Source organism: Paenarthrobacter sp. A20 (assembly GCF_024168825.1).
Lineage (GTDB): Bacteria > Actinomycetota > Actinomycetes > Actinomycetales > Micrococcaceae > Arthrobacter.
In genome coordinates, this window is sequence record NZ_JALJWH010000002.1 from 127,241 (window position 1) to 147,288 (window position 20,048).

The window sequence follows — 20,048 nt, forward strand, 5'->3', positions numbered from 1 at the left end:
AAGGCGTTGCCGACGAGCGTGACACACATGGCGGTTCGGGGCACTGTTCAGCCGCGAACACCAACGGTCAGTTCCACACTTTCGTTGCCCTGAACTATGGGGGTTCAGGTGATGCCATGAGCATCTCGCCAGCTTCTCCAACACAAGTGACAAGACCGACCAGATCTGGGGCAGGACCTGGGCGGCCGTGGGCTTCGCCCGTAGAAGTGGACCCATTCCACAAGGCGTCAGCGACTAATCCGCGGCACCCTTTTGACAGCCGAAACACGGATCGCAGGCCGAATTGCACCTTTTGAAAGGAAACTATGTCGTTTAAAAGAACTGTCCAGGCGGTCGATGTTCACTCCGGGATCCCCATGCGTGTCATCACCGGCGGCGTCCCGAACGTGCCAGGAAACTCCGTCTACGAGAAGATGAAGTGGCTGGAAGGCGAGGGTGACCAGTTGCGCAAGTTGATGCTTCGTGAGCCGCGCGGTTACCCGCCGTACTGCTGCAACCTGATCGTGCCGCCGAGTCACCCTGAAGCTGACGCCGGCTTCGTCATCATGGAACAGGTCGAATATCCCGTTATGTCCGGCGGCAACACCATCGCGGTTGCGACGGTGTTGCTGGAGATGGGGATGCTGCCTATGCAGGAACCAGTTACGGAAGTGGTCCTGGAAGCCCCTGCAGGCTTGATCCGCGTGCGGGTAGAATGCCATGAGGGGAAGGCCAAAAACGTGACTTTCGAGAACGTCCCGGCATTCGCGGCTCACCTTGATGCGGTCCTTGATGTGCCGCACCTGGGTAAGGTCACTGTCGATGTCGGGTGGGGCGGAATGTTCTACGTCATTACTGACATCAGGCAGTTCGAACACTTGAAGTTGGTCCCCGAACAAGCGCAGGAAATTGCGAGGGTGGCTTCGATGATTCGACAAGCGGCGGCCGAACAGCTTCCAGTACACCACCCCGACTACCCAGGCATTGGAATAACCGTCTCGCAGATGTCCGGGCCGAGCGGTGATCCAAACGCTGACTGGAAGAATGCGGTGGTCATGTCTTCCGGTGCTTTCTCCTGGGATGATCCAAGCACCTGGACTGGAGTGCTCGACCGATGCCCCAGCGGGACTGGAACGTCAGCAAAAATGGCCGTAATGCACGCAAAAGGGGAGTTGCCCCTCAACCAAAAGTTCCGGCACCAAGGCATCCTTGGCACTGTTTACACGGGCGAACTGATAGCGGAATCAACTGCCGCGGGCAACGCCGCCGTAGTACCAAGGATCACAGGATCCAGTTGGATCTTCGGGCTAAACACACTTGTGTTGGACAAGGATGATCCGTTCCCGGAGGGCTTCACGGTAGGTGACCTCTGGGCCTGACACTAGAGCTTCTCAGTACAAAGCGGGTACGCCCCTCGTGTAGCTGATACGAGGTTCAGGCAAGGGCGTCCAAGAATGCAGCCCTCGCCACTCTGGCAGCGTCAATGTCCTGCGTGGTACGGCGGCTCCATGTCTTTGGACTTTCCAGCGGGCGGAGTGCTGACTGTCCCTTCCGCTGCGTATTTCTCTCGAGTGAGGCCAAAAGGAACGTCTGGCGTCAGTGCGACGGTAAACACCCCCGCTGAATGCCGGGTGATCAAAATACCGTGCCGGCAGTCGGCTGGAGATTGTTTACGGACCTTGTCCACCGCGGTTGTGAGGGTGTATTCCATTTCATCTTTGGATTGAACTGTAACGGTGAGGACCATTCATACCTGCTTCCGGTGTGACTTCGGTGCGAAGCCGTCAGACTGAATCCTTGACTACCTGCGGTTTATCAAGTGGCCTATAGGCCATGGGGCTGCAACGGCACAGCAAGGAACGGTCTTGATAAACCGTTCCTTGCTGTTGGGACTTCACTTCGGAACTTAGACACCATCAGTCTCAGAGAGACGCATGTCTACGGCGTCAGTGTTACGGCGGCGGTTGCGCGAATATCACGGGAGGACAGCCCGACTGAGATCACGTATTCGCCGGGGTGCAGGATGGCTTTGCGTGTCGCTGCATCGTAGGCAGTCAACTCGTTATATGGGACGGTGAACGAGAACTTGCGGGCATCGCCTGCATTGACTGTGGCTGCACCAAACGCCCGAAGCATCCGGGGAGGGTGGCCAGCTTCGGAAGGGGCCGAGACGTAGAGCTGCGGGACAACTTTGCCTGCTCGTGGGCCGGCATTCGTGAATTCGATGTCGCAGAGGATTCCGTCGTCCGTGGTCGTCGCCGTGAGGGATCCGGTATCGAAATGTGTGTATCCCAGACCGTGACCAAACTCGAAGGCGGGTTCGGTGTTGGTCGCGTCGTACCAGGCGTAGCCGACGAGAAGGTCGTCGTCATAGTCCACCCTTCCGTCGATTCCCGGATAGAGCTCCGGTGAGCTGACGGGTGTCAATTGCTCCGAGGACGGAAAGGTGAGGGGAAGCCGACCTCCGGGCTCGGCGTGACCGAGCAGGAGTCTGGCCAGGGCGGGGGCGAACCGTTCTCCTGGGTTCCACATGTGCAGAACCGCAGCGACGTCCTCAATCCAAGGCATGACTATAGGCCCTGCACCGCAGGTCACAACGATGGTTCTTGGATTCTTTTGAGCGACTGCCCGGATCAGGGTTTCCTGGTCTCCTGGTAGGTGCAGCGACTCAATGTCCATGGCTTCACCGCTGACCCGGCCCACGATGACTATGGCCAGATCGGCTTTACTCGCCGCATCTGCTGCCTGCTGAATGGAGTCGTTTGGAAGAGCCATGCCCAGAGTCACTCGCGGGCTCACGATGCCGGGGATAACGAAGGAGGGGCCGCTGCTAAACGCAGCCTGCAGCGTTACCGGGACGCCGGCTTGTAAGGTCACAGTCGCTTGTACAGGGTAATGCGGTCCCTGCACCATCGGTGAGGCTTCCCGGAAACCGCTAGCGACCGGATTGCCGTCAATCGACAGGGTAGCTTCGCCGCAGAAATCAAGGGAGAACCGATAAAGGCCATCGATTGGAGGGAAAAACTCAGTCCTGAGGGTTGCGGACCAGTCCGGACCAATGCCTTCGGGCGGATTCAGCAAGGAAAATTCATCCAGGATCAGCTCTCTTTCCTCACCTGTGACGTCGTCACTTACATGAGCCGCGACGTCAGTACGTAGGGTTGGGAGTGGGATATCGCCTAGGGTACCGGCCACAGTGGAGACATTGGCGTCCGGCAGGACACTCCGAAGGGTCTCAACCAGCGACGGAATTCGGGCGGGGCTGAGGGTCACGGCCGCCGAGCCGCCCATGACCAGCAAGTGGCTAAGGTCGGCGATACCGGGAAGGGCAATGGAGTTGATGGTTTCGGGGCGAAGGGGCAGCAACCCCTCGTTCTTCAGTAGGACGGCCCCGTCTTCCAGAATCCTCTGGGCTAAATCCTGGGAAAGCAGGTCATCGAGCGGTTCAGTGGTCGGCGTCGCGGGGACGGCATTGGCGGTTTTCATTGCCCAATGCACACGCTCGGCGATCTTGGTCAGTGCTTCTTCGGGTAGCGCCTCGACCATCTCCCGGGTTCTGCCTGCTGTGCCTCCCAATGCAGGGAAGTCCAGTCCTGCCTTCAATGCCTTTTCGTCGTCCCGGACCGCATGCAGGAAGTCAGGAACCACAAATCCTTGCCATCCCCACTCTTCACGCAGTATGGCTAGGATTTCTTTGCTTTCGGAGACGTACTCGCCGTTGACCTGATTGTAGGAGCTCAGCAGTGATGCTGCCCCGTATTTAAGGAGGACGCGGCGAAATGGTTCGGCGTAGACCTCCCTAAGCGCGCGGGCGGAAATCCGCACGTCAACGGCCGCTGAACGGCGCGCAAAACTGCCACTGCCGGTCCGAAGGTATTCGAAGTTATTAGCCACAAAGTGCTTTGGTGCCGCGACGACTCCAGAGTCCTGCAGGCCCGCCACAATGGGCCCGCCGATCTCACCGACCAGGCAAGGGTCCTCTCCCAGGGCTTCGGCGATTCTACCTGCCCAAGGCACACGTGCAATGTCCAAGCCCGGGGCGAGGATGGAGTTCCTTCCCGACGCGAGACTTTCGCGGGCCAGGGCTTGTCCAAATTTGTAGGCCAGCGCCTGATCGAAGGACGCGGCGACTGCCAGCCCGGCGGGAAAGGCCGTGGCTCCTTCAGCGCCGCGGACTCCATTGGGCCCGTCGGTCCAGACCATCTCGGGGAACCCGGCTGCTGGGAAGTCCATAAGGGCCAAAGCCACCTTCTGCTCATGGCTCAGGTGGGCAACATCGGACCGGGCAGTGTCGGCATCGGTGGTGTTCTGCGTCATCGGGTTCCTAGGTGCTCGTGGTTCGCCTGGCCCGAGATATTTTCGCGAGCCTGTCGATGGGTGTGTGGAGTAGTTGGTTCCTGGTCCCCGAGCACTGGTCCTCTGGACCATGGCCGGAATACAGGATTTGCGGGGAATGACGTTGGGCCGCGGCACGGCCACGACCCAACTCATTCCTGCACGATTGTTGGGCGGCTTCTGCCCGCCGGCGTCGGCTGTTAGCCCTTGACCGAGCCGGAGGTCATGCCTTCGACAATCTGGCGGTTGAAGAAGATATACATGACCAGTGGTGGTACGGTGACCAGCAGAATGAAGGCGAACAGCAGGCCCCACTGAGTGAGGTTCTGGCCCTGGAAGTTATATAGGAGCAGCTGCACGGTTGCGTTTGAATCACCCGGGAGGAAGTACAGGGCATAGGTGAAGTCGTTGAAGATCGCGACTGACTGCACCACGATGACTGTGATCATGACGGGCCGGATGAGCGGCAGAATGATGCTCATGAAGAGCCGGATCGGTCCGGCTCCGTCGATAATCGCTGCTTCGTCGAGTTCCCGTGGGACGCTTCCCATGAAGGCCCTGAAGAGCATGACTGCGAATGGCAGTCCGAACGCTACGTGGACAAAGATCAGGCCCGGGAGTGTTTTGAACAGCCCGGTTCCTTGCAGGACCCAGATGGTGGGCACGACGGCGGGAGGCACGATAAGACCTACCAGTACGAGTCCGTTGATGAGGCTGTTCCACTTTTGTTGGCGTCGCTGCAGGATGAAGCCGACCATGGCACCCAAAACGACGATCAGTGATACTGACGCAACGGTGAGTACTGCGCTGTTGATGAATGCGCGGAGGGGCAGGCCATTCCGAGTCTGGATCACCTGAGCGAGGTTGTCGAAGAGATGCCATTCGGTGGGCCAGCTGAACTGCAGGAGCGAGGCCTCTTGCTGGGATTTCGAAGCCGTAAACAGGATGAAGAGGAAGGGGAGGATGAAGATCAGGAGGGCTAGGATCACCGCGATGGTTCCACCGCCCCAGCGCCAGGCTAGTGTTTTGTTCCTCATGATTCCTTCTCTCCTTTGTTCAGCCAGGCCGAAAGCGGGAAGATGAGTGCTGCGACAACGAGGAAGAGCACCACATTTCCGGCCGTTGACAGTCCGAAGAACCCGGCTTGATATTGCTTGTAGATAACTGACCCGAGCACGTCGCTGGTGAACCCCGGCCCGCCTTTGGTCATGGCCCAGATGAGTTCAAATGAGCGGAGCCCACCGATAAGCGACAAGAGAATCACTGTTGCAGTTGCAGGGCGAAGCAGCGGCAGTGTGATGTGCCAGAAATTGTTCCAGGCACCGGCTCCGTCAACACGGGCGGCCTCGTAGTAGTCCTGGGGGATTGCGACCATGCCCGCTATGTAAATGAGCGTGGCGAGGCCGACACCTTTCCAGATGTCCACGAGAGCAATGGAAATCAGCGCCAACGAAGGATCGGTTAGCCACCCTGGCCCGCCGATTCCCAGCACCGCGAGGGCTTGGTTTACCGGACCGTCGAAAGGATCGAGAAGTACCTTAAATGTGATGCCAATGCCGATCGTACTGACAAGCGCCGGGAAGAAGATCACGCTCCGGAGAAAGCCACGGGCAATGATTTGGGAGGTGAGGAAGACTCCCAGCAACAGTCCCAAAACGACCTTCGCTCCCGAGGTGAGGAACGCGTAGATGAAGGTGTTGATGAAGCCCTGAATCAGGGCTTGTTCCTTGAAGAAGGTGACAAAGTTTTCGAACCCGATGAACTCGATGTCGAACAGGTTCCAGCGAGTTAGAGCGAAGTAGAAGGACAGCCCGGTGGGAACGAGGAACAGGATCGTGTAGAACAGACCGGCTGGCAAATAGAACCAGTTTGGGTAGGGGCTTTGCTTCTTGCGCCGTTTATTCGCGGCAGGGGCTGGGCCGGGGCTTCGCCGCGTGCCGGTTGCTCCGGAGGACGCGATCTCTGTGGTCATGATATCTCCATTGATTCTGGTGGTTCGGGGGTCGGCCGCCCGCGGGCGGCCGACCCCAGAGATAGGAGGTTACTCCCTTACCAGCCCTCGAGTCCGAGCTGCTGGGCTTGCTTCTTGACGTCTTCGTCGTACTGGCCAGCACCCTGCTTAGCAGGAGTGATTCCGGAACCGACAGCAACAGTGATCTGTTCGAGGGCAGGGCCCTTGACGGGGGAGACAAATTCCAAAGCGAGGCCTGTCTTTCCCTCATCGAAGTAGGGCTGCATGTCCGAAACGATCGCTGGCACGCTGTCAGGAAGGGTGCAACCGTCGATCACGAACGGTCCGGTGGGGGCAATCTTTTCGCTGACGATCTTGCAGGCGTCCGGGGTTGCGAGGAAGTCGAGGAACTTCTTGGAAGCATCCAGTTCAGCTCCCTCGGTGGACTTCGGAATGTAGGCTGCGCTCGGCATCCAGACGGTCAGGCCGTTCTTGTCTGCCGACTTACCGGGAATCGGGAAGGTGCCAACAGTTTTGACGGCCTCAGGGTAGTTGACCGAAAGGGCCGAAGCGGCAAAAGTCAGGATCGGGTAGTGGGCGGCCTCGCCCTTGGCGATCATGCGGACACCGTCGTCGTAGGTGGCAGTGGCGTAATCCTTGTTGAAGTAGCCGGCTTTGAGTGCTTCCTCGAGGTGCTCGAATCCCGACAGACCTGGCTCGTCGGCGAACTTTGCCTTGTTCTCGGTGTACTTTTTGGCCCAGTCGGCATCCTGGCTCTGGACGTTGTAGAAGTCTCCGAGCACAAAGAGCTGTGAGGACCAAGTATCGCCGTAGGTCTGGGCGATCGGCGCGGCCGTCCCGGAGTCCAGGATCTTCTTGTTGTTGGCCATGAACTCGTCCCACGTCTTGGGGATCTGCAACCCGAGCTTGGCGTAAACGTCCTTGTTGTAGATGATGGCACCCGCGGACGATTGTCCGGTCGGAACGCCATAAGTGCCATTTTCGGTGGAGGCTACAGTCTTGAAGTTATCGTCCAGCCGGCTCACCCATGGCTGATCCGCGACGTTGACGAGTGACTTATCAGGCTCCAGTGCCTTCAGAAGCGAACCGGTGTTGTACTGGAACACGCTGTTCATGTCGCCCGTAGCGAGCTTGGTCTTAATGAGGTTGTCGCCCTCGGCACCTGGCGGGCGTGTTTCCAGTTCGACTTTGATATTCGGATTCTTGGCCTGGAAATCCGCGATGAGCGCGTTTCCAGCCTCGACAGTCGCCGCTCCGTTGTCGACCAAGTAGGAAATGGTGACGGAGCCACTATCCGAACTGCCGGATGAGGAGCACCCAGTCAGAACCAGTGAAAGCGCCGCCGCGCTGACGCCGACAGCAACCGCTGTGCGACGAATGGATGGGAATGACATTCTCTCTACCTCCATGTAAAGGGAAAATGATGGGATCTACGCGAACTAGTGGATCGTAAGGCCACCGGATTGAAACGTCTCAACTGTGATGCGTTTCACTGGATTTCCTTGCCGCTATAGTCATTTGTAACACAGCCAACGCCCAAAGTGTAGAGCGCTCTACGTTTTTTCTGTTGATATTTCTCGTTTGATGCGAGACTTGGTCTACCCCTTGGTCACAGCGGACCGAAGCAACGCCCTGGCGTTGCGTGGGGACGGGATGGCGAGAGCGGAGGCGTTGTGGCGAAGGAATCGAAGGCTCGCAGGGCAACGATCGAGGATGTTGCAGAAGCGGCAGGCGTTTCACGCGCGGCTGTATCAAAGGTTCTGCGAAACGCCTATGGCGTCAGCCCAAAGATGAAAGCTAAGGTTCTCGCCACAATTGAGCAACTCGACTACCGCCCACTGGTTGCTGCCCGTGCCATGTCCGGCGCCAGTTACACGGTTGGCATTGAGATTCCTGACTTTCGCAACCAGTTCTTCACGAAGGTACTTTCGGGAGCCAAAGATGCACTGAAGGGCACGGGTTACCAGCTCATCATCGCGCCAGCCGACGAGGGCCCCAAGGAGGGTCACCGTGCGCTTGAGGCCCTGCTTGACCGACAGGTAGACGGAGTAATCGCTGTTTCGCCGCTTGTCGGTCAGAGCTGGCTTGAGCGTGCAGCGGAACGGACGCCGATGGTGATGTTTGCCCGACATGATCGCTCACTTCACTATGACACTGTGGCTGGCGACGACGTCGCGGGCGCGGACGCGGTAATGCAGCATCTGCTGGAGCTGGGACATCAGCGAATCGCACATCTCACGCGCGACGAAATGGTTACGGAGCCGGGTACACCTCACGGGCTTCGCCTCGGTGCATACCTTAAAGTCATGGTGGAGGCAGGCTTAGCGGACAGCATTAGTGTTACCCGATGCGGTGAGGGGCAAGACCTCGCCTATGCAGCGACACAGTCAATGCTGGCCGCCCCAGAGCCTCCCACCGCTATTTTTGCTGGTCATGACGAATTAGCTCTTGGTGCACTGCGTGCCGTGGTCGAATCAGGCCTCGACATATCAGTCGCGGGTTACGACGACGTTCCCCTGGCCAGCCACCCATTGATCTCCCTGACCTCCGTCGATCAGCCCGGAGCAGCTATGGGAGCCCGCGCCGTCAGGATGCTCCTGGAGCGGTTAGCCGGCCGGACGGACGCCTTCCATGAAACGTTTGTGCCGATGTTGCGTACTCGCAAAAGCACAAGGCCCCCCGCAAATGAGGCCCTTGGCAACGAACATTCTCCTGACGTGGCGCCTAGCCTCGCGGAATAACCAGCGAATCCCCACGGGTGTTCCGCACGGCCAGAATCACCGCTGCTTCCTAGTCAGGTAAAAGGGCAGGAGCCAGTGCCGGACTGACTCCATAAGCTCCGGGTTGGAGGATGCGGGTCATTCGGGCCGGACCGAACGTCTTGCTGTCGGCCTGAATGAGAGTGGTACCGCTCGGGAGCTCTACAGTCAGCTGTCCCTTGTCTGCCTGGACGACGATGTCCCCGTGGGGAGTGGGAACGACGGCCGCCGCCCAGTCCAGGTGACCTAGGTCAGTCTCAACCGTAAACTCGTCCCAGCCGTCCGAAAGAGGCCGAATACCTAACACGATCTCGGGTAGCAAAGCGGCCGGTCCTGAACTCCAGGCGTGGCAAAGGCTCTTGCCGAACGGTCGGCCATACATCTCATAGGGGTCTTCGCCCGTTGCGCCGAACTCCTCCCAGAACGTGAGGGCACCGGCATCTACCATCGTCCCCCACAGAGAGCGGATTCGCTCGACTGCCTCGGCCCGGTGACCAGTCTGGGCGAGGGCCCGAAGGGCGAAGGAGGTCATGAAGGGCGTTCCGACCCGTTCGGCGGCCAGAAGAGCGTCACGGATTCCGGGCGCAGCTTCGGACGTCAAACCGCTAAGTACGGCCAGCATGTTGGCGTACGGGGATGAAGTCGACGAGCTATCGAAGTACTCCCTCCATGCCTTCTGCCTGGGGTCCCAGGCTTCTGATCGCAGGGTAAGGGCGATGAGTTCGGATTTTTCCCGCCAGAGATGGGCGCCTGGGTGACCGGCAGCAGCGAGGACATCGGCGGCGCTCTTCATAGCCCAGTACCAGAGAATCTGCAGGGCAGTAAAGACCCTCGTGGGGTCGACGGTGACCCCCCAATCTATGAAGATGCCTCCTTCGGCCGCATCTTCGAACGTGTCCGGCTCATGGGAGGGCCTGAAGATGCCGCGTTCATCGGCATATCCAGACAGGGCCTGAGCGAATGCATGGATTCGCTCCTTTTCCCGCGCTAGATGCTCAACGTCACCAAAGTGGCGATGGTACGAGAACGTGTTAATTAGCCACCATAGGGAGTAATCGGAGATGCCGTTGATGTAGCCGTGCCGGGGTTGTCCCAAGGCGACGAGACCATCCCTGACTATGGCGCCATCCCCAAACGAATACACATTGGAGAGAGTATTGAGAGCTTGGTCGCCCATCCAAGGCATCCGGTCACGCTTTATGCCGTCCAACATCAGCTCGTGCATGCAAAGCCTCAGAGTATAGGCGCTTATTGACCAGATCCTGTTGAGCTGGACATCTGAGGAGACGAACGCCCCCCGGCGAGGGGCCGGGTGGGCCGACGCCTCCACCGCAACCTGGTTCACAACGGCGTCATGGACTACTAAGTACCGAAACCCGAGCTCGCTCTCTGTCGTCCAGCGTCCGTCCGGGAGCTGGCGAAGCCCTAGCTTCACTTCGCTGGTTTCAAGGGGCGCCAAGGCCTCCGCCCGGGATTCACCCGCGGAGACACTGGGTATCCCCTCGCAGGCGATGATTGGACGCCCCAGCACCGGAACGGGCAGAACGTAGACACCGTCGTCGAGGGCAGGGCTCAACGTGACAGTTGGTTCGCGGAGCTGGTGCGGGGGAGTCGATGCGCTACCGCGGCGAGCCAGGACCGGCGACCATGGCGACTTGTCGAGTGCTGCGACCGAATCTGATACCCTCGCCTGCCAGAACGATCCGGGGCTGAAGAGCTCGTCATCGTCAACGAAGAAGGCGGCCGGAGCTTGGTTTCTGGTGGAGATGCGGATCTGAAGTTGGCGACCACCCGCTGGAACTCGGATTTGGAAGCCTCTTGGGCCGGGGCTCCCAGGCATCGTGTTGTCGTCGATGCTGAACATAGCCTCGCCGGCGCACTGGACGACCAAGTTGCCCTCATGTCCGCTGAGCTGACGGCGGAATTCGGTGAACCCCTCTACATGCCCGTAGTTCTTGGCATAGTGCACGTACTTATTGGCTGCGAACCCCTCTCGCACGAGACGGTCCAGAACGGCAAGTTCGTACTGCCCGGACGCGTAAACCCAGTCGATTGCGCTTAAGGACCCCTCGGTCTCAACGGGGACATCCGGGAGCACGTCTACAGAAAAGGCAGCGGCGGCCTTCCGTATGTCAGAGGCGGTGGCGGCCGCTGGCAAGGGCCCAGTGGCTTGTCGAATGGAGGTCATTTCGTCTCCTGCTGTCGCTGCTGTCCCTTGCGGCATGTGGAGGTCCGGCGTTGGACCACCAAAGGCGGCGGGACAAAGAGTAGTGGATGTCGGGTGTAGACAAAGACAATCTCCACGGAACATAATGTGTAGAGCGCTCTACACAGACACTATAGCAACGACGCTCGCCTTCGCGGCAATAGCCCAGGGGCATTTGGGTCGGAAACTCCGGGCTCTCCACCCAGCGCAAGCCAACAGAAAAGATGGCTGCATTGAAACGATACAAGAGGAATGGTTGAACATGGACACAGCAAAGTCGCTTGGCCGTCTAGGGGAACTGGCCATTGAAGTGCCGTCCTGGGCCTACGGAAATTCCGGGACCCGGTTCAAGGTCTTCGGCACTCCGGGTACTCCGCGCACCGTTCAGGAAAAGATCGCCGACGCCGCCAAGGTCCACGAGCTGACGGGCCTGGCCCCCACCGTGGCGCTGCACATTCCGTGGGACAAGGTGGATGACTACGCAGCACTGCGCGAGTACGCCGCAGGGCTCGGCGTGGGGCTGGGCACCATCAACTCCAACACCTTCCAGGATGACGAGTACAAGTTCGGCTCCCTCACTTCGTCCACCGAGTCTGTGCGTCGCCGCGCGATCGACCACCACCTTGAATGCATTGAGATCATGCACGCCACCGGTTCCAAGGACTTGAAGATCTGGCTGGCCGACGGCACCAACTACCCGGGCCAGGACGATATCCGCGGCCGCCAGGACCGCTTGGCAGAGTCCCTCCAGGAGATCTACGCGGGCCTCGGCGACGAGCAGCGCCTGGTCCTGGAGTACAAGTTCTTCGAGCCGGCTTTCTATCACACCGATGTTCCGGACTGGGGTACGTCCTACGCGCAGACCCTTGCCCTGGGCGAGAAGGCGTTCGTCTGCCTGGACACCGGCCACCACGCACCGGGTACCAACATCGAGTTCATCGTCATGCAGCTCCTGCGCCTGGGCAAGCTCGGCTCGTTCGACTTCAACTCCCGCTTCTACGCGGATGATGACCTGATTGTTGGCGCGGCTGATCCTTTCCAGTTGTTCCGCATCATGCACGAGGTCATCCGTGGTGGCGGTTTCGGAAAGGATTCCGGCGTCGCGCTGATGCTGGACCAGTGCCACAACCTTGAAGAGAAGATCCCGGGCCAGATCCGCTCGGTCCTCAACGTCCAGGAAATGACCGCCCGCGCCCTGCTCGTGGACACTGCCGCGTTGTCCGAAGCCCAGCGTGCCGGGGATGTCCTGGCCGCCAACGGCATCTTCAACGATGCCTTCTACACCGACGTCCGCCCGGTCCTGGCCGAGTGGCGCGAATCCCGCGGCCTGCCCGCCGACCCGATGGCCGCCTACAAGGCCAGCGGGTACCAGAAGAAGATCAATGAGGACCGCGCAGGCGGCCAGCAAGCCGGATGGGGCGCATAAGAGCATGACCCTCAGTACCCCTGGCGTCGACACGCTTGCCAGCCGGAGCGCGGGGCCTGGAGCGAACTGGGCCGGAACTTACTCGTACCGGGCCCCGTTGTTGGTTTCCGCGAAGTCTGTTTCGGAAGTCATCGAGGCAGTCAGCCGGCCCGGACGGGTACGGGCTTTGGGGACCCGGCATTCATTCAATGACATCGCAGACACGACAGGAACTCTGGTCAGCGTCCTGGATCTCGACCCCGGGATGACCATCGACCCCGTGGGCCGTACCGTTTCTGTTGGAGCGGGCACCAGCTATGGTGTCCTGGTCACCTTTCTCCAACAGCATGGCTGGGCACTGCACAACACCGGTTCGCTTCCGCACATCTCCATTGGCGGGGCCACGGCGCAGGGAACTCATGGGTCAGGAAATGCTAACGGAAACCTCTCCACAGCTGTTCGGGCGTTGGAAATCGTCGATGCCCGCGGCACGGTCAGGTCCGTGCAGTCCGGAGACCTTGACTTTGAAGGGCACGTGGTCGCCCTCGGAGCCCTGGGTATCGTCGTACGCATCACACTGGCCATCGAACCCAGCTATGACGTTCGACAAGATGTCTTCAAGGACCTGTCATGGGACGCAGTGTTGGACGACGTCACAGACGTGATGGCCTCCGCCTACAGCGTCAGTCTCTTCACGAACTGGAGCGGAGACACCTTGAGCGAGGCTTGGCTCAAGACCCGCCTCGACCAAGCGGATGCACCACCTCCAATGGTCGCTGGAGGCACTATCCAGAACGTTGCCGATGTCCAGATCCATGAAGGAGAGGCCGCGAACCTCACCATCCAAGGCGGGCTGCCAGGTCCTTGGTCCGAACGTCTTCCTCACTTCAGGGCGGACGCTAAACCAAGCAATGGTGACGAGATTCAAAGTGAATATTTCGTGGAGCTCTCCCGTGCGGCGGATGCCCTCCAGGCTGTGCGCGCGTTGCACGAAAGCATCACGCCATTGCTTCTCGTATCGGAGCTCCGCTCCGTAGCGGCCGACGAGCTATGGCTCAGCCCGGCGTTTGAGCAGGACGTCCTCGGCATCCACTTCACTTGGCGCAACGACCCCAAAGCTGTCGCGCCTGTGCTGAAAAGGATCGAGACGGCTCTCGCACCATTCAACCCTCGGCCTCATTGGGGAAAGACGCAAGCCCTTTCCCCGGAGCTGGTAGCCGGCCTGTATCCCAGGCTGCCCGACTTCCGTCGTCTCCTTGACCGATGGGACCCGGAACGTCGATTCAGCAATGCCCGCCTCCAACAGCTCTTTGGCTGAACGTAATCACTACTGACCTACCCCTCGAGAGCCGTAAGGACTCACCATGACAAACAAGACTGTTGAAGACCTGATTTCCCGTTCCAACCGCCTCGGCGCGGACAAGCGGAACACCAACTTCGCCGGCGGTAACACCTCCGCCAAGGGTACTGAGAAGGACCCCGTCACCGGCCAGGATGTTGAAGTCCTGTGGGTCAAGGGCTCCGGCGGGGACCTCGGCACACTGAAAGCTGGGAACTTGGCTGTGCTCCGGCTGGACCGGCTGCAGGCACTCAAGTCCGTTTACCCCGGCGTCGAGCGTGAAGACGAAATGGTGGCCGCGTTCGATTACTGCCTGCACGGCAAGGGCGGCGCGGCGCCGTCGATCGATACCGCCATGCATGGCCTGGTGGACGCCGCGCATGTTGACCACCTGCACCCGGACTCGGGTATCGCGATTGCTACCGCCGTGGACGGCGAGGCACTGACCTCCAAGGTCTTCGGCGACAAGGTTGTTTGGGTGCCTTGGCGCCGCCCTGGCTTCCAGCTGGGCTTGGACATCGCCGCGATCAAGGAAGCCAACCCCCAGGCCATCGGCACCATCCTGGGCGGCCACGGCATCACCGCGTGGGGCGCCACCAGCGAAGAGGCCGAGGCCAACTCGCTCTGGATCATTGACCAGGCCGAGAACTACATCAAGGAAAACGGCAAGTCCGAGCCCTTCGGCGCCACCCTCCCCGGCTACAGCGCACTCCCGGAGGCAGAGCGCAAGGCCAAGGCTGCTGCCCTCGCACCGGTGATCCGCGGCCTGGCCTCCACGGACAAGCCGCAGCTGGGGCACTTCAGTGATGACGCCGTCGTTCTTGAATTCCTTGCCGCGGAAGAGCACCCGCGCCTCGGCGCGCTGGGCACCTCCTGCCCGGACCACTTCCTGCGCACCAAGGTCAAGCCGCTGGTCCTGGACTTGCCGGCCGACGCCTCGATCGAAGACTCCGTGGCCCGCCTCAAGGAACTCCACGCCGCGTACCGTGAGGATTACCAGGCGTACTACGACCGCCATGCTGACGAGAACAGCCCTGCACTCCGCGGCGCGGACCCGGCCATCGTGCTGGTTCCCGGCGTTGGCATGTTCTCCTTCGGCAAGGACAAGCAGACCGCACGCGTGGCCGGCGAGTTCTACATCAACGCCATCAACGTGATGCGCGGCGCCGAGGCCATCTCCACCTACGCCCCGATCGAGGAATCCGAGAAGTTCCGCATCGAGTACTGGGCGCTGGAAGAAGCCAAGCTTGCCCGCATGCCTAAGCCGAAGTCGCACGCCACGCGCATCGCGTTGGTGACCGGTGCTGCGTCGGGCATCGGCAAGGCGATCGCCACCCGTTTGGCGTCCGACGGCGCGTGCGTAGTGATTGCCGACCTGAACCTTGAGAACGCGCAAAAGGTGGCCGAGGAACTGGGTGGTTCCGACGTCGCCATCGGCGTCCAGGCCGACGTGACCGACGAAGCCCAGATCGCCGCCGCCATCCAGGAAGCCGTACTCGCCTTCGGTGGCCTGGACCTGGTGGTCAACAACGCCGGACTGTCCATCTCCAAGCCGCTGCTCGAAACCACGGAGAAGGACTGGGACCTGCAGCACAACGTCATGGCCAAGGGTTCGTTCCTGGTCTCCAAGGCCGCAGCGAAGGTCATGATCGACCAGGGCTTGGGCGGAGACATCATCTACATCTCCTCCAAGAACTCCGTGTTCGCGGGCCCGAACAACATCGCCTACTCGGCCACCAAGGCGGACCAGGCGCATCAGGTCCGCCTGCTCGCCGCCGAACTGGGCGAGTACGGCGTCCGCGTCAACGGCATCAACCCCGACGGCGTGGTCCGCGGCTCCGGCATCTTCGCCGGCGGCTGGGGCGCCAAGCGCGCCGCGGTGTACGGTGTGGACGAGCAGGAACTGGGCAAGTACTACGCCCAGCGCACGCTCCTGAAGCGCGAAGTCCTCCCGGAACATGTGGCCAACGCCGCGTCCGTGCTCACCAGCAACGAGCTGTCCCACACCACCGGCCTCCACATCCCCGTGGACGCCGGCGTTGCGGCAGCGTTCCTGCGCTAGGACTGACAGTGAACAACGGAACCACCACGAGCACCGTCCCGGCACACGCCGGGGCGGTGTCCGCTCCCGCAGACCCCAACGCAGTGTTCGCCGCCATCGACATCGGGGCCTCCTCCGGCCGCGTCATGTTGGGCCGCGTTTCGCCTGCATCCGGCGTCTCCCTGGAGACCATTCATCGCTTTCCCAACGGGGTTGTAGAGCTCGACGGCGGCCTCCGCTGGGACTTCGACGCCCTGTTCGCCGAGGTACTCAAGGGCCTGACGGCAGCCGCTTCCGTGGCGGCCAAGAACGACGAACGCATCGCCAGCATCGGCATCGACACCTGGGCAGTGGACTACGGACTGGTGAACGACGCCGGTGAACTCACCTCGGTTCCGTTCAGCTACCGGGACGAGCGCAGCCGGGCAACCGTCGACCAAGTTCACGCCAAACTCGATGAATCCCGGCTTTACGCGACCACAGGGCTGCAGTTCTTGCCCTTCAACACGATCTACCAATTGGCCGCCGAACCTGCCTTGCACGGATTGCAGGCCCTCCTGATCCCGGACCTCATCGCTTTCCGCCTGACCGGGGAACGCCGGACGGAAGTAACCAATGCCTCCACCACCGGCCTGTTCGACGCCGTAGCAGGGGAGTGGGCCACAGAGTTTTTCGAACCGCTTGGATTACCTCGGAGCCTCTTTCCATCTTTGGTGCAGCCAGGAGAAGCGGTCGGATCACTGCTTCCGTCCATAGCGAACAAGGTAGGACTTCCCGAAGCCACACTTGTGGTGGCAGTTGGCTCACATGACACCGCGTCGGCCGTCGCCGCCGTCCCTGCCCTGCAGCAGGACTTCGCCTACATCTCCTCCGGGACCTGGTCCTTAGTGGGCGTGGAGTCGAAACACCCGGTACTGACAGAGGCCAGCCGCACGGCCAACTTCACCAATGAACGCGGCGTGGACGGCACCATCCGGTACCTCCGCAACGTCGGGGGATTATGGCTGCTGAGCGAATGCCAACGCGCTTGGGCCGCTGAAGGGTATTCCCCTTCGTTGGAAGGCCTCTTGGAAGACGCTGGTGCCCTGCCGCCCGGAGGGCCGCAGATCAATGCCGACGATTCCGCTTTCACCGCCCCCGGCAATATGCCCCATCGCATCCGTGCGGCCGCACGGGCCACCGGTGGGCAGTTACCCGAGCGGGCGGCCAACATCGTGCGATGCATCATGGACAGCCTCGCCGCTGGCTACGCCCGAACGCTGGCCGACGCCGAACGCCTAACGGGCCGTAGCGCCGCCGTCGTTCACATTGTGGGAGGCGGTTCCCAAAACCGGCTCCTGTGCCAGCTCACCGCCGATGCCACGGGCAAGCCCGTGATCGCAGGACCTGTCGAAGCAACAGCACTGGGTAACGTCCTTATACAAGCACGGGCCGCCGGTGTCGTCCAAGGCGGTCTAGCTGAGATCCGTCAACTCGTCGCCGCAAATTCGGGCCCTGTGACCTACGTGCCCATTGACCACCACGGAACGATCACCAGCACCCATATTTTTGCCACAGACAACGCCTAAATACGCTCAGAGGGGTAGCCTCGGCTATCAAGCGACCTCTGGTAACAGTGGTCCACACGGCCGTGGACCTGAATGGAGAATGATGCCAGTACTTGAAGGAATGATGATCGCACCCGACCACGATTTTGGGGGAGCGCCGTTGCTTCGCCGCGAGTTCACCCTGGACAGTGGATATGGAGAGGTCACCTCGGCCACCCTACGGCTATCCGCATTAGGTGTCTGCGAAGCCGTTATCAACGCCGAACAGGTCTCCGAAGACGTACTGACACCCGGCTGGAGCAGCTACGAGTGGAGGCTGCGTTACATTGAGCACGACGTCCTGGATCTGTTGGCCGAGACCAACGTCATTGGAATTGCCTTGGGCAACGGCTGGTATCGAGGCCGTCTCGGATGGACCGGTGCCGGGGCGCTTTACGGAGACGAACTGGGAACCTTCGCCGAATTGCGCATCACGTTCGAGGACGGGCACATCCAGCTGATCAGCACGGATGACAAGTGGACCGCCGGTCCCTCAGCCACCACGTCCAACGACCTTTACGACGGCCAGAGCATCGATGCCAGGCTCCGCAACGATGCATGGATGGTGCCAGGATTTAGCCATCCCTCCTGGGTCGGCGTTCACGCGCTCGACTTCGACACGGGAAAGCTCGCTCCCTACATCGGACCGACGGTTGTGCGTCAAGAGGAACTTGCCCCGACCGCTGTCTGGGCTTCCCCCGCCGGCGCGACTCTCATGGACTTTGGTCAGAATCTTGTGGGCTGGCTCAAGATCACAGTTCAAGGCCGCGCCGGGGATGTCATCACGGTCCGGCATGCCGAGGTACTCGAGCACGAGGAACTGGGAATCCGCCCCCTCCGCACTGCCCAAGCCAGCGACCGCTTTGTCCTCAGCGGAGGTTTGGACCAGTTCGAACCCACCTTCACCCTGCACGGCTTCCGCTATGCACAAATCGAAGGATGGCGGGATGAATTAGGCGAGCTGGCTGATTCTGTCAGGGCCGTCGTCGTCAGTTCAGAACTGCACCGCACCGGATATTTGAAGACCTCGGACGAGCTGCTGAACCGCTTCCACGAAAACGTGCTCTGGGGCATGAAAGGCAACTTTGTCGACGTTCCCACCGATTGCCCGCAAAGAGACGAACGACTTGGATGGACCGGCGACATCGCGGTCTTTGCGCCTACAGCCTCCTTTCTTTACGACACCAAAGGTTTCCTAAGCGATTGGCTGGCCGATCTTGCCCTGGAGCAACAGCATCATGCCGGCGTCGTTCCTTTCGTCGTCCCGGACGCGATCAAACTCTTTGCCGGCGGAACGGTCGTAGGGGATTGGGCAGCCTCCGGCGCCCCGACCGCAGCCTGGAGTGACGCGGCGGTTTGGGTTCCGTGGGCACTCTGGGAAGCCTATGGTGACGAGAAGACTCTTTCCGACCACTTCGAATCCATGGCTTCACATGTCCGCTGCGTCATGGCGGCACGTTCCTCAGATGGTGTCTGGGACACCGGCTTCCAGTTCGGGGACTGGTTGGATCCCGATGCGCCCCCGGAAGATGCCTTTGCTGCCAAAGCTGACCCTGGTGTTGTGGCCACCGCCTGTGCCTTCCGTTCCGCGGATCTGACTGCGAAAGCGGCCGCTCAACTGGGAAGGACCAAGGAACAGAAAGAATTCGAAGATGCCGCTGCTGGGCTTCGCCTGGCGTTCAACAATAAGTACGTGGAAAACGGCAAGGTCCACAGTGACTGCACTACCGCATATTCCGTTGCGATCGTCTTTGGCCTGCTTGACGAAGCCGATATGAAGGCTGCCGGGGGCCGTTTGGCTGAACTCGTTGAGGCAAGCCAGTTCCGGATCTCCACAGGTTTCGTAGGAACCCCGTTCATCACCGATGCACTTACTTTGACAGGGAATGTTGACCTTGCGTACCGGCTGTTGCTTGAGCGAGGCTGCCCGTCCTGGCTCTATCCCGTGACGATGGGAGCGACCACCGTCTGGGAACGATGGGATTCCATGCTGCCGGACGGAACCGTCAACCCCGGCGAGATGACCTCGTTCAACCACTACGCCCTCGGGTCGGTGGCCGACTGGATGCACCGCACCATCGGGGGTATCGCCCCAGCATCGCCCGGATACAAAAGTGCCATCATCGCTCCCCGGCCCGGTGGGGGAATCACGTGGGCGGAGGCGAGCCTCGAAACACCCCAAGGCGTAATCTCAGTGCACTGGGAACTCTCCGGGCGCGACCTCACTGTGTCGGTGAGCGTACCCGAAGGTACCGAAGCCGTTCTCCGCCTCCCGGGGCGGAAAGACCAAACCTTGGCAACAGGAAAGAGCGTCTGGCACGTCACCGATCAGGACGTTGACGCCATCACGGCAATGAACGTTTTCTGACTCCTGAGGACAGCGAGCTGACAGCCCAGAAAGTGCAGGCGGGACCGATGGTCCCGCC

12 protein-coding genes are annotated in these 20,048 nt (G+C 60.6%); 7 read left to right on the top strand and 5 right to left on the bottom strand.

Annotated elements, in window-relative coordinates:
- Window positions 1–305 precede the first annotated feature (305 nt).
- Window positions 306–1,358: a proline racemase family protein gene (locus J3D46_RS23940; RefSeq protein ID WP_253469618.1), complete on the top strand. Its 1,053-nt coding sequence runs from the start codon at window positions 306–308 to the stop codon at window positions 1,356–1,358.
- Window positions 1,359–1,917: 559 nt separating this feature from the next.
- Here J3D46_RS23940 and J3D46_RS23945 read toward each other — a convergent pair.
- The 4 genes from J3D46_RS23945 to J3D46_RS23960 all read right to left on the bottom strand — a co-directional run bounded on the left by J3D46_RS23945 (window position 1,918) and on the right by J3D46_RS23960 (window position 7,680).
- Window positions 1,918–4,296 (bottom strand): glycoside hydrolase family 3 protein, encoded by a 2,379-nt coding sequence (locus J3D46_RS23945; RefSeq protein WP_253469621.1) that lies wholly within the window; start codon window positions 4,294–4,296, stop codon window positions 1,918–1,920.
- A 218-nt stretch (window positions 4,297–4,514) separates the two neighbouring features.
- Complete coding sequence (locus tag J3D46_RS23950) at window positions 4,515–5,351, bottom strand: carbohydrate ABC transporter permease (protein ID WP_253469626.1); 837 nt, start codon at window positions 5,349–5,351, stop codon at window positions 4,515–4,517.
- Window positions 5,348–6,286: a carbohydrate ABC transporter permease gene (locus tag J3D46_RS23955; RefSeq protein WP_253469629.1), complete on the bottom strand. Its 939-nt coding sequence runs from the start codon at window positions 6,284–6,286 to the stop codon at window positions 5,348–5,350. Before J3D46_RS23955 ends, J3D46_RS23950 begins: the two co-directional genes overlap by 4 nt.
- Window positions 6,287–6,363: 77 nt before the next feature.
- Window positions 6,364–7,680 carry an ABC transporter substrate-binding protein gene (locus J3D46_RS23960; RefSeq protein ID WP_253469632.1) on the bottom strand — a complete coding sequence of 439 codons (1,317 nt, stop codon included), beginning with the start codon at window positions 7,678–7,680 and terminating at the stop codon, window positions 6,364–6,366.
- A 279-nt stretch (window positions 7,681–7,959) separates the two neighbouring features.
- Between J3D46_RS23960 and J3D46_RS23965 the strand changes: the two genes are divergently transcribed.
- Entirely contained in the window at window positions 7,960–9,027 is a 1,068-nt protein-coding gene (locus tag J3D46_RS23965; RefSeq protein WP_253469635.1) for a LacI family DNA-binding transcriptional regulator, read from the top strand.
- A 49-nt stretch (window positions 9,028–9,076) separates the two neighbouring features.
- Here J3D46_RS23965 and J3D46_RS23970 read toward each other — a convergent pair whose 3' ends face one another.
- Window positions 9,077–11,233, bottom strand: coding sequence for an alpha-L-rhamnosidase C-terminal domain-containing protein (locus tag J3D46_RS23970; RefSeq protein WP_253469638.1), 2,157 nt, complete (start codon window positions 11,231–11,233; stop codon window positions 9,077–9,079).
- Window positions 11,234–11,513: 280 nt separating this feature from the next.
- Here J3D46_RS23970 and rhaI point away from each other — a divergent pair, with 280 nt between their 5' ends.
- The 5 genes from rhaI to J3D46_RS23995 all read left to right on the top strand — a co-directional run bounded on the left by rhaI (window position 11,514) and on the right by J3D46_RS23995 (window position 19,990).
- Window positions 11,514–12,677 carry an L-rhamnose isomerase gene (gene rhaI / locus J3D46_RS23975; RefSeq protein WP_253469641.1) on the top strand — a complete coding sequence of 388 codons (1,164 nt, stop codon included), beginning with the start codon at window positions 11,514–11,516 and terminating at the stop codon, window positions 12,675–12,677.
- The gene (locus J3D46_RS23980) at window positions 12,634–13,974 is read left to right on the top strand and encodes an FAD-binding protein (RefSeq protein WP_253469644.1); all 1,341 of its coding nucleotides are present in this window, start codon (window positions 12,634–12,636) and stop codon (window positions 13,972–13,974) included. The genes rhaI and J3D46_RS23980 overlap by 44 nt, the downstream gene beginning before the upstream one ends.
- 46 nt (window positions 13,975–14,020) lie before the next feature.
- Window positions 14,021–16,057, top strand: coding sequence for a bifunctional aldolase/short-chain dehydrogenase (locus tag J3D46_RS23985; RefSeq protein WP_253469646.1), 2,037 nt, complete (start codon window positions 14,021–14,023; stop codon window positions 16,055–16,057).
- Window positions 16,058–16,065: 8 nt separating this feature from the next.
- Complete coding sequence (locus J3D46_RS23990; RefSeq protein WP_253469648.1) at window positions 16,066–17,604, top strand: rhamnulokinase family protein; 1,539 nt, start codon at window positions 16,066–16,068, stop codon at window positions 17,602–17,604.
- A 103-nt stretch (window positions 17,605–17,707) separates the two neighbouring features.
- Complete coding sequence (locus J3D46_RS23995; RefSeq protein ID WP_253469650.1) at window positions 17,708–19,990, top strand: alpha-L-rhamnosidase; 2,283 nt, start codon at window positions 17,708–17,710, stop codon at window positions 19,988–19,990.
- Window positions 19,991–20,048: the final 58 nt, after the last annotated feature.

Coding starts and splice junctions, on each gene's coding strand:
- J3D46_RS23940 (WP_253469618.1), top strand. CDS start 306: ATGTCGTTTAAAAGAACTGTCCAGGCGGTCGATGTTCACTCCGGGATC.
- J3D46_RS23945 (WP_253469621.1), bottom strand. CDS start 4,296: ATGACGCAGAACACCACCGATGCCGACACTGCCCGGTCCGATGTTGCC.
- J3D46_RS23950 (WP_253469626.1), bottom strand. CDS start 5,351: ATGAGGAACAAAACACTAGCCTGGCGCTGGGGCGGTGGAACCATCGCG.
- J3D46_RS23955 (WP_253469629.1), bottom strand. CDS start 6,286: ATGACCACAGAGATCGCGTCCTCCGGAGCAACCGGCACGCGGCGAAGC.
- J3D46_RS23960 (WP_253469632.1), bottom strand. CDS start 7,680: ATGTCATTCCCATCCATTCGTCGCACAGCGGTTGCTGTCGGCGTCAGC.
- J3D46_RS23970 (WP_253469638.1), bottom strand. CDS start 11,233: ATGACCTCCATTCGACAAGCCACTGGGCCCTTGCCAGCGGCCGCCACC.
- rhaI (WP_253469641.1), top strand. CDS start 11,514: ATGGACACAGCAAAGTCGCTTGGCCGTCTAGGGGAACTGGCCATTGAA.
- J3D46_RS23980 (WP_253469644.1), top strand. CDS start 12,634: ATGAGGACCGCGCAGGCGGCCAGCAAGCCGGATGGGGCGCATAAGAGC.
- J3D46_RS23985 (WP_253469646.1), top strand. CDS start 14,021: ATGACAAACAAGACTGTTGAAGACCTGATTTCCCGTTCCAACCGCCTC.
- J3D46_RS23995 (WP_253469650.1), top strand. CDS start 17,708: ATGATCGCACCCGACCACGATTTTGGGGGAGCGCCGTTGCTTCGCCGC.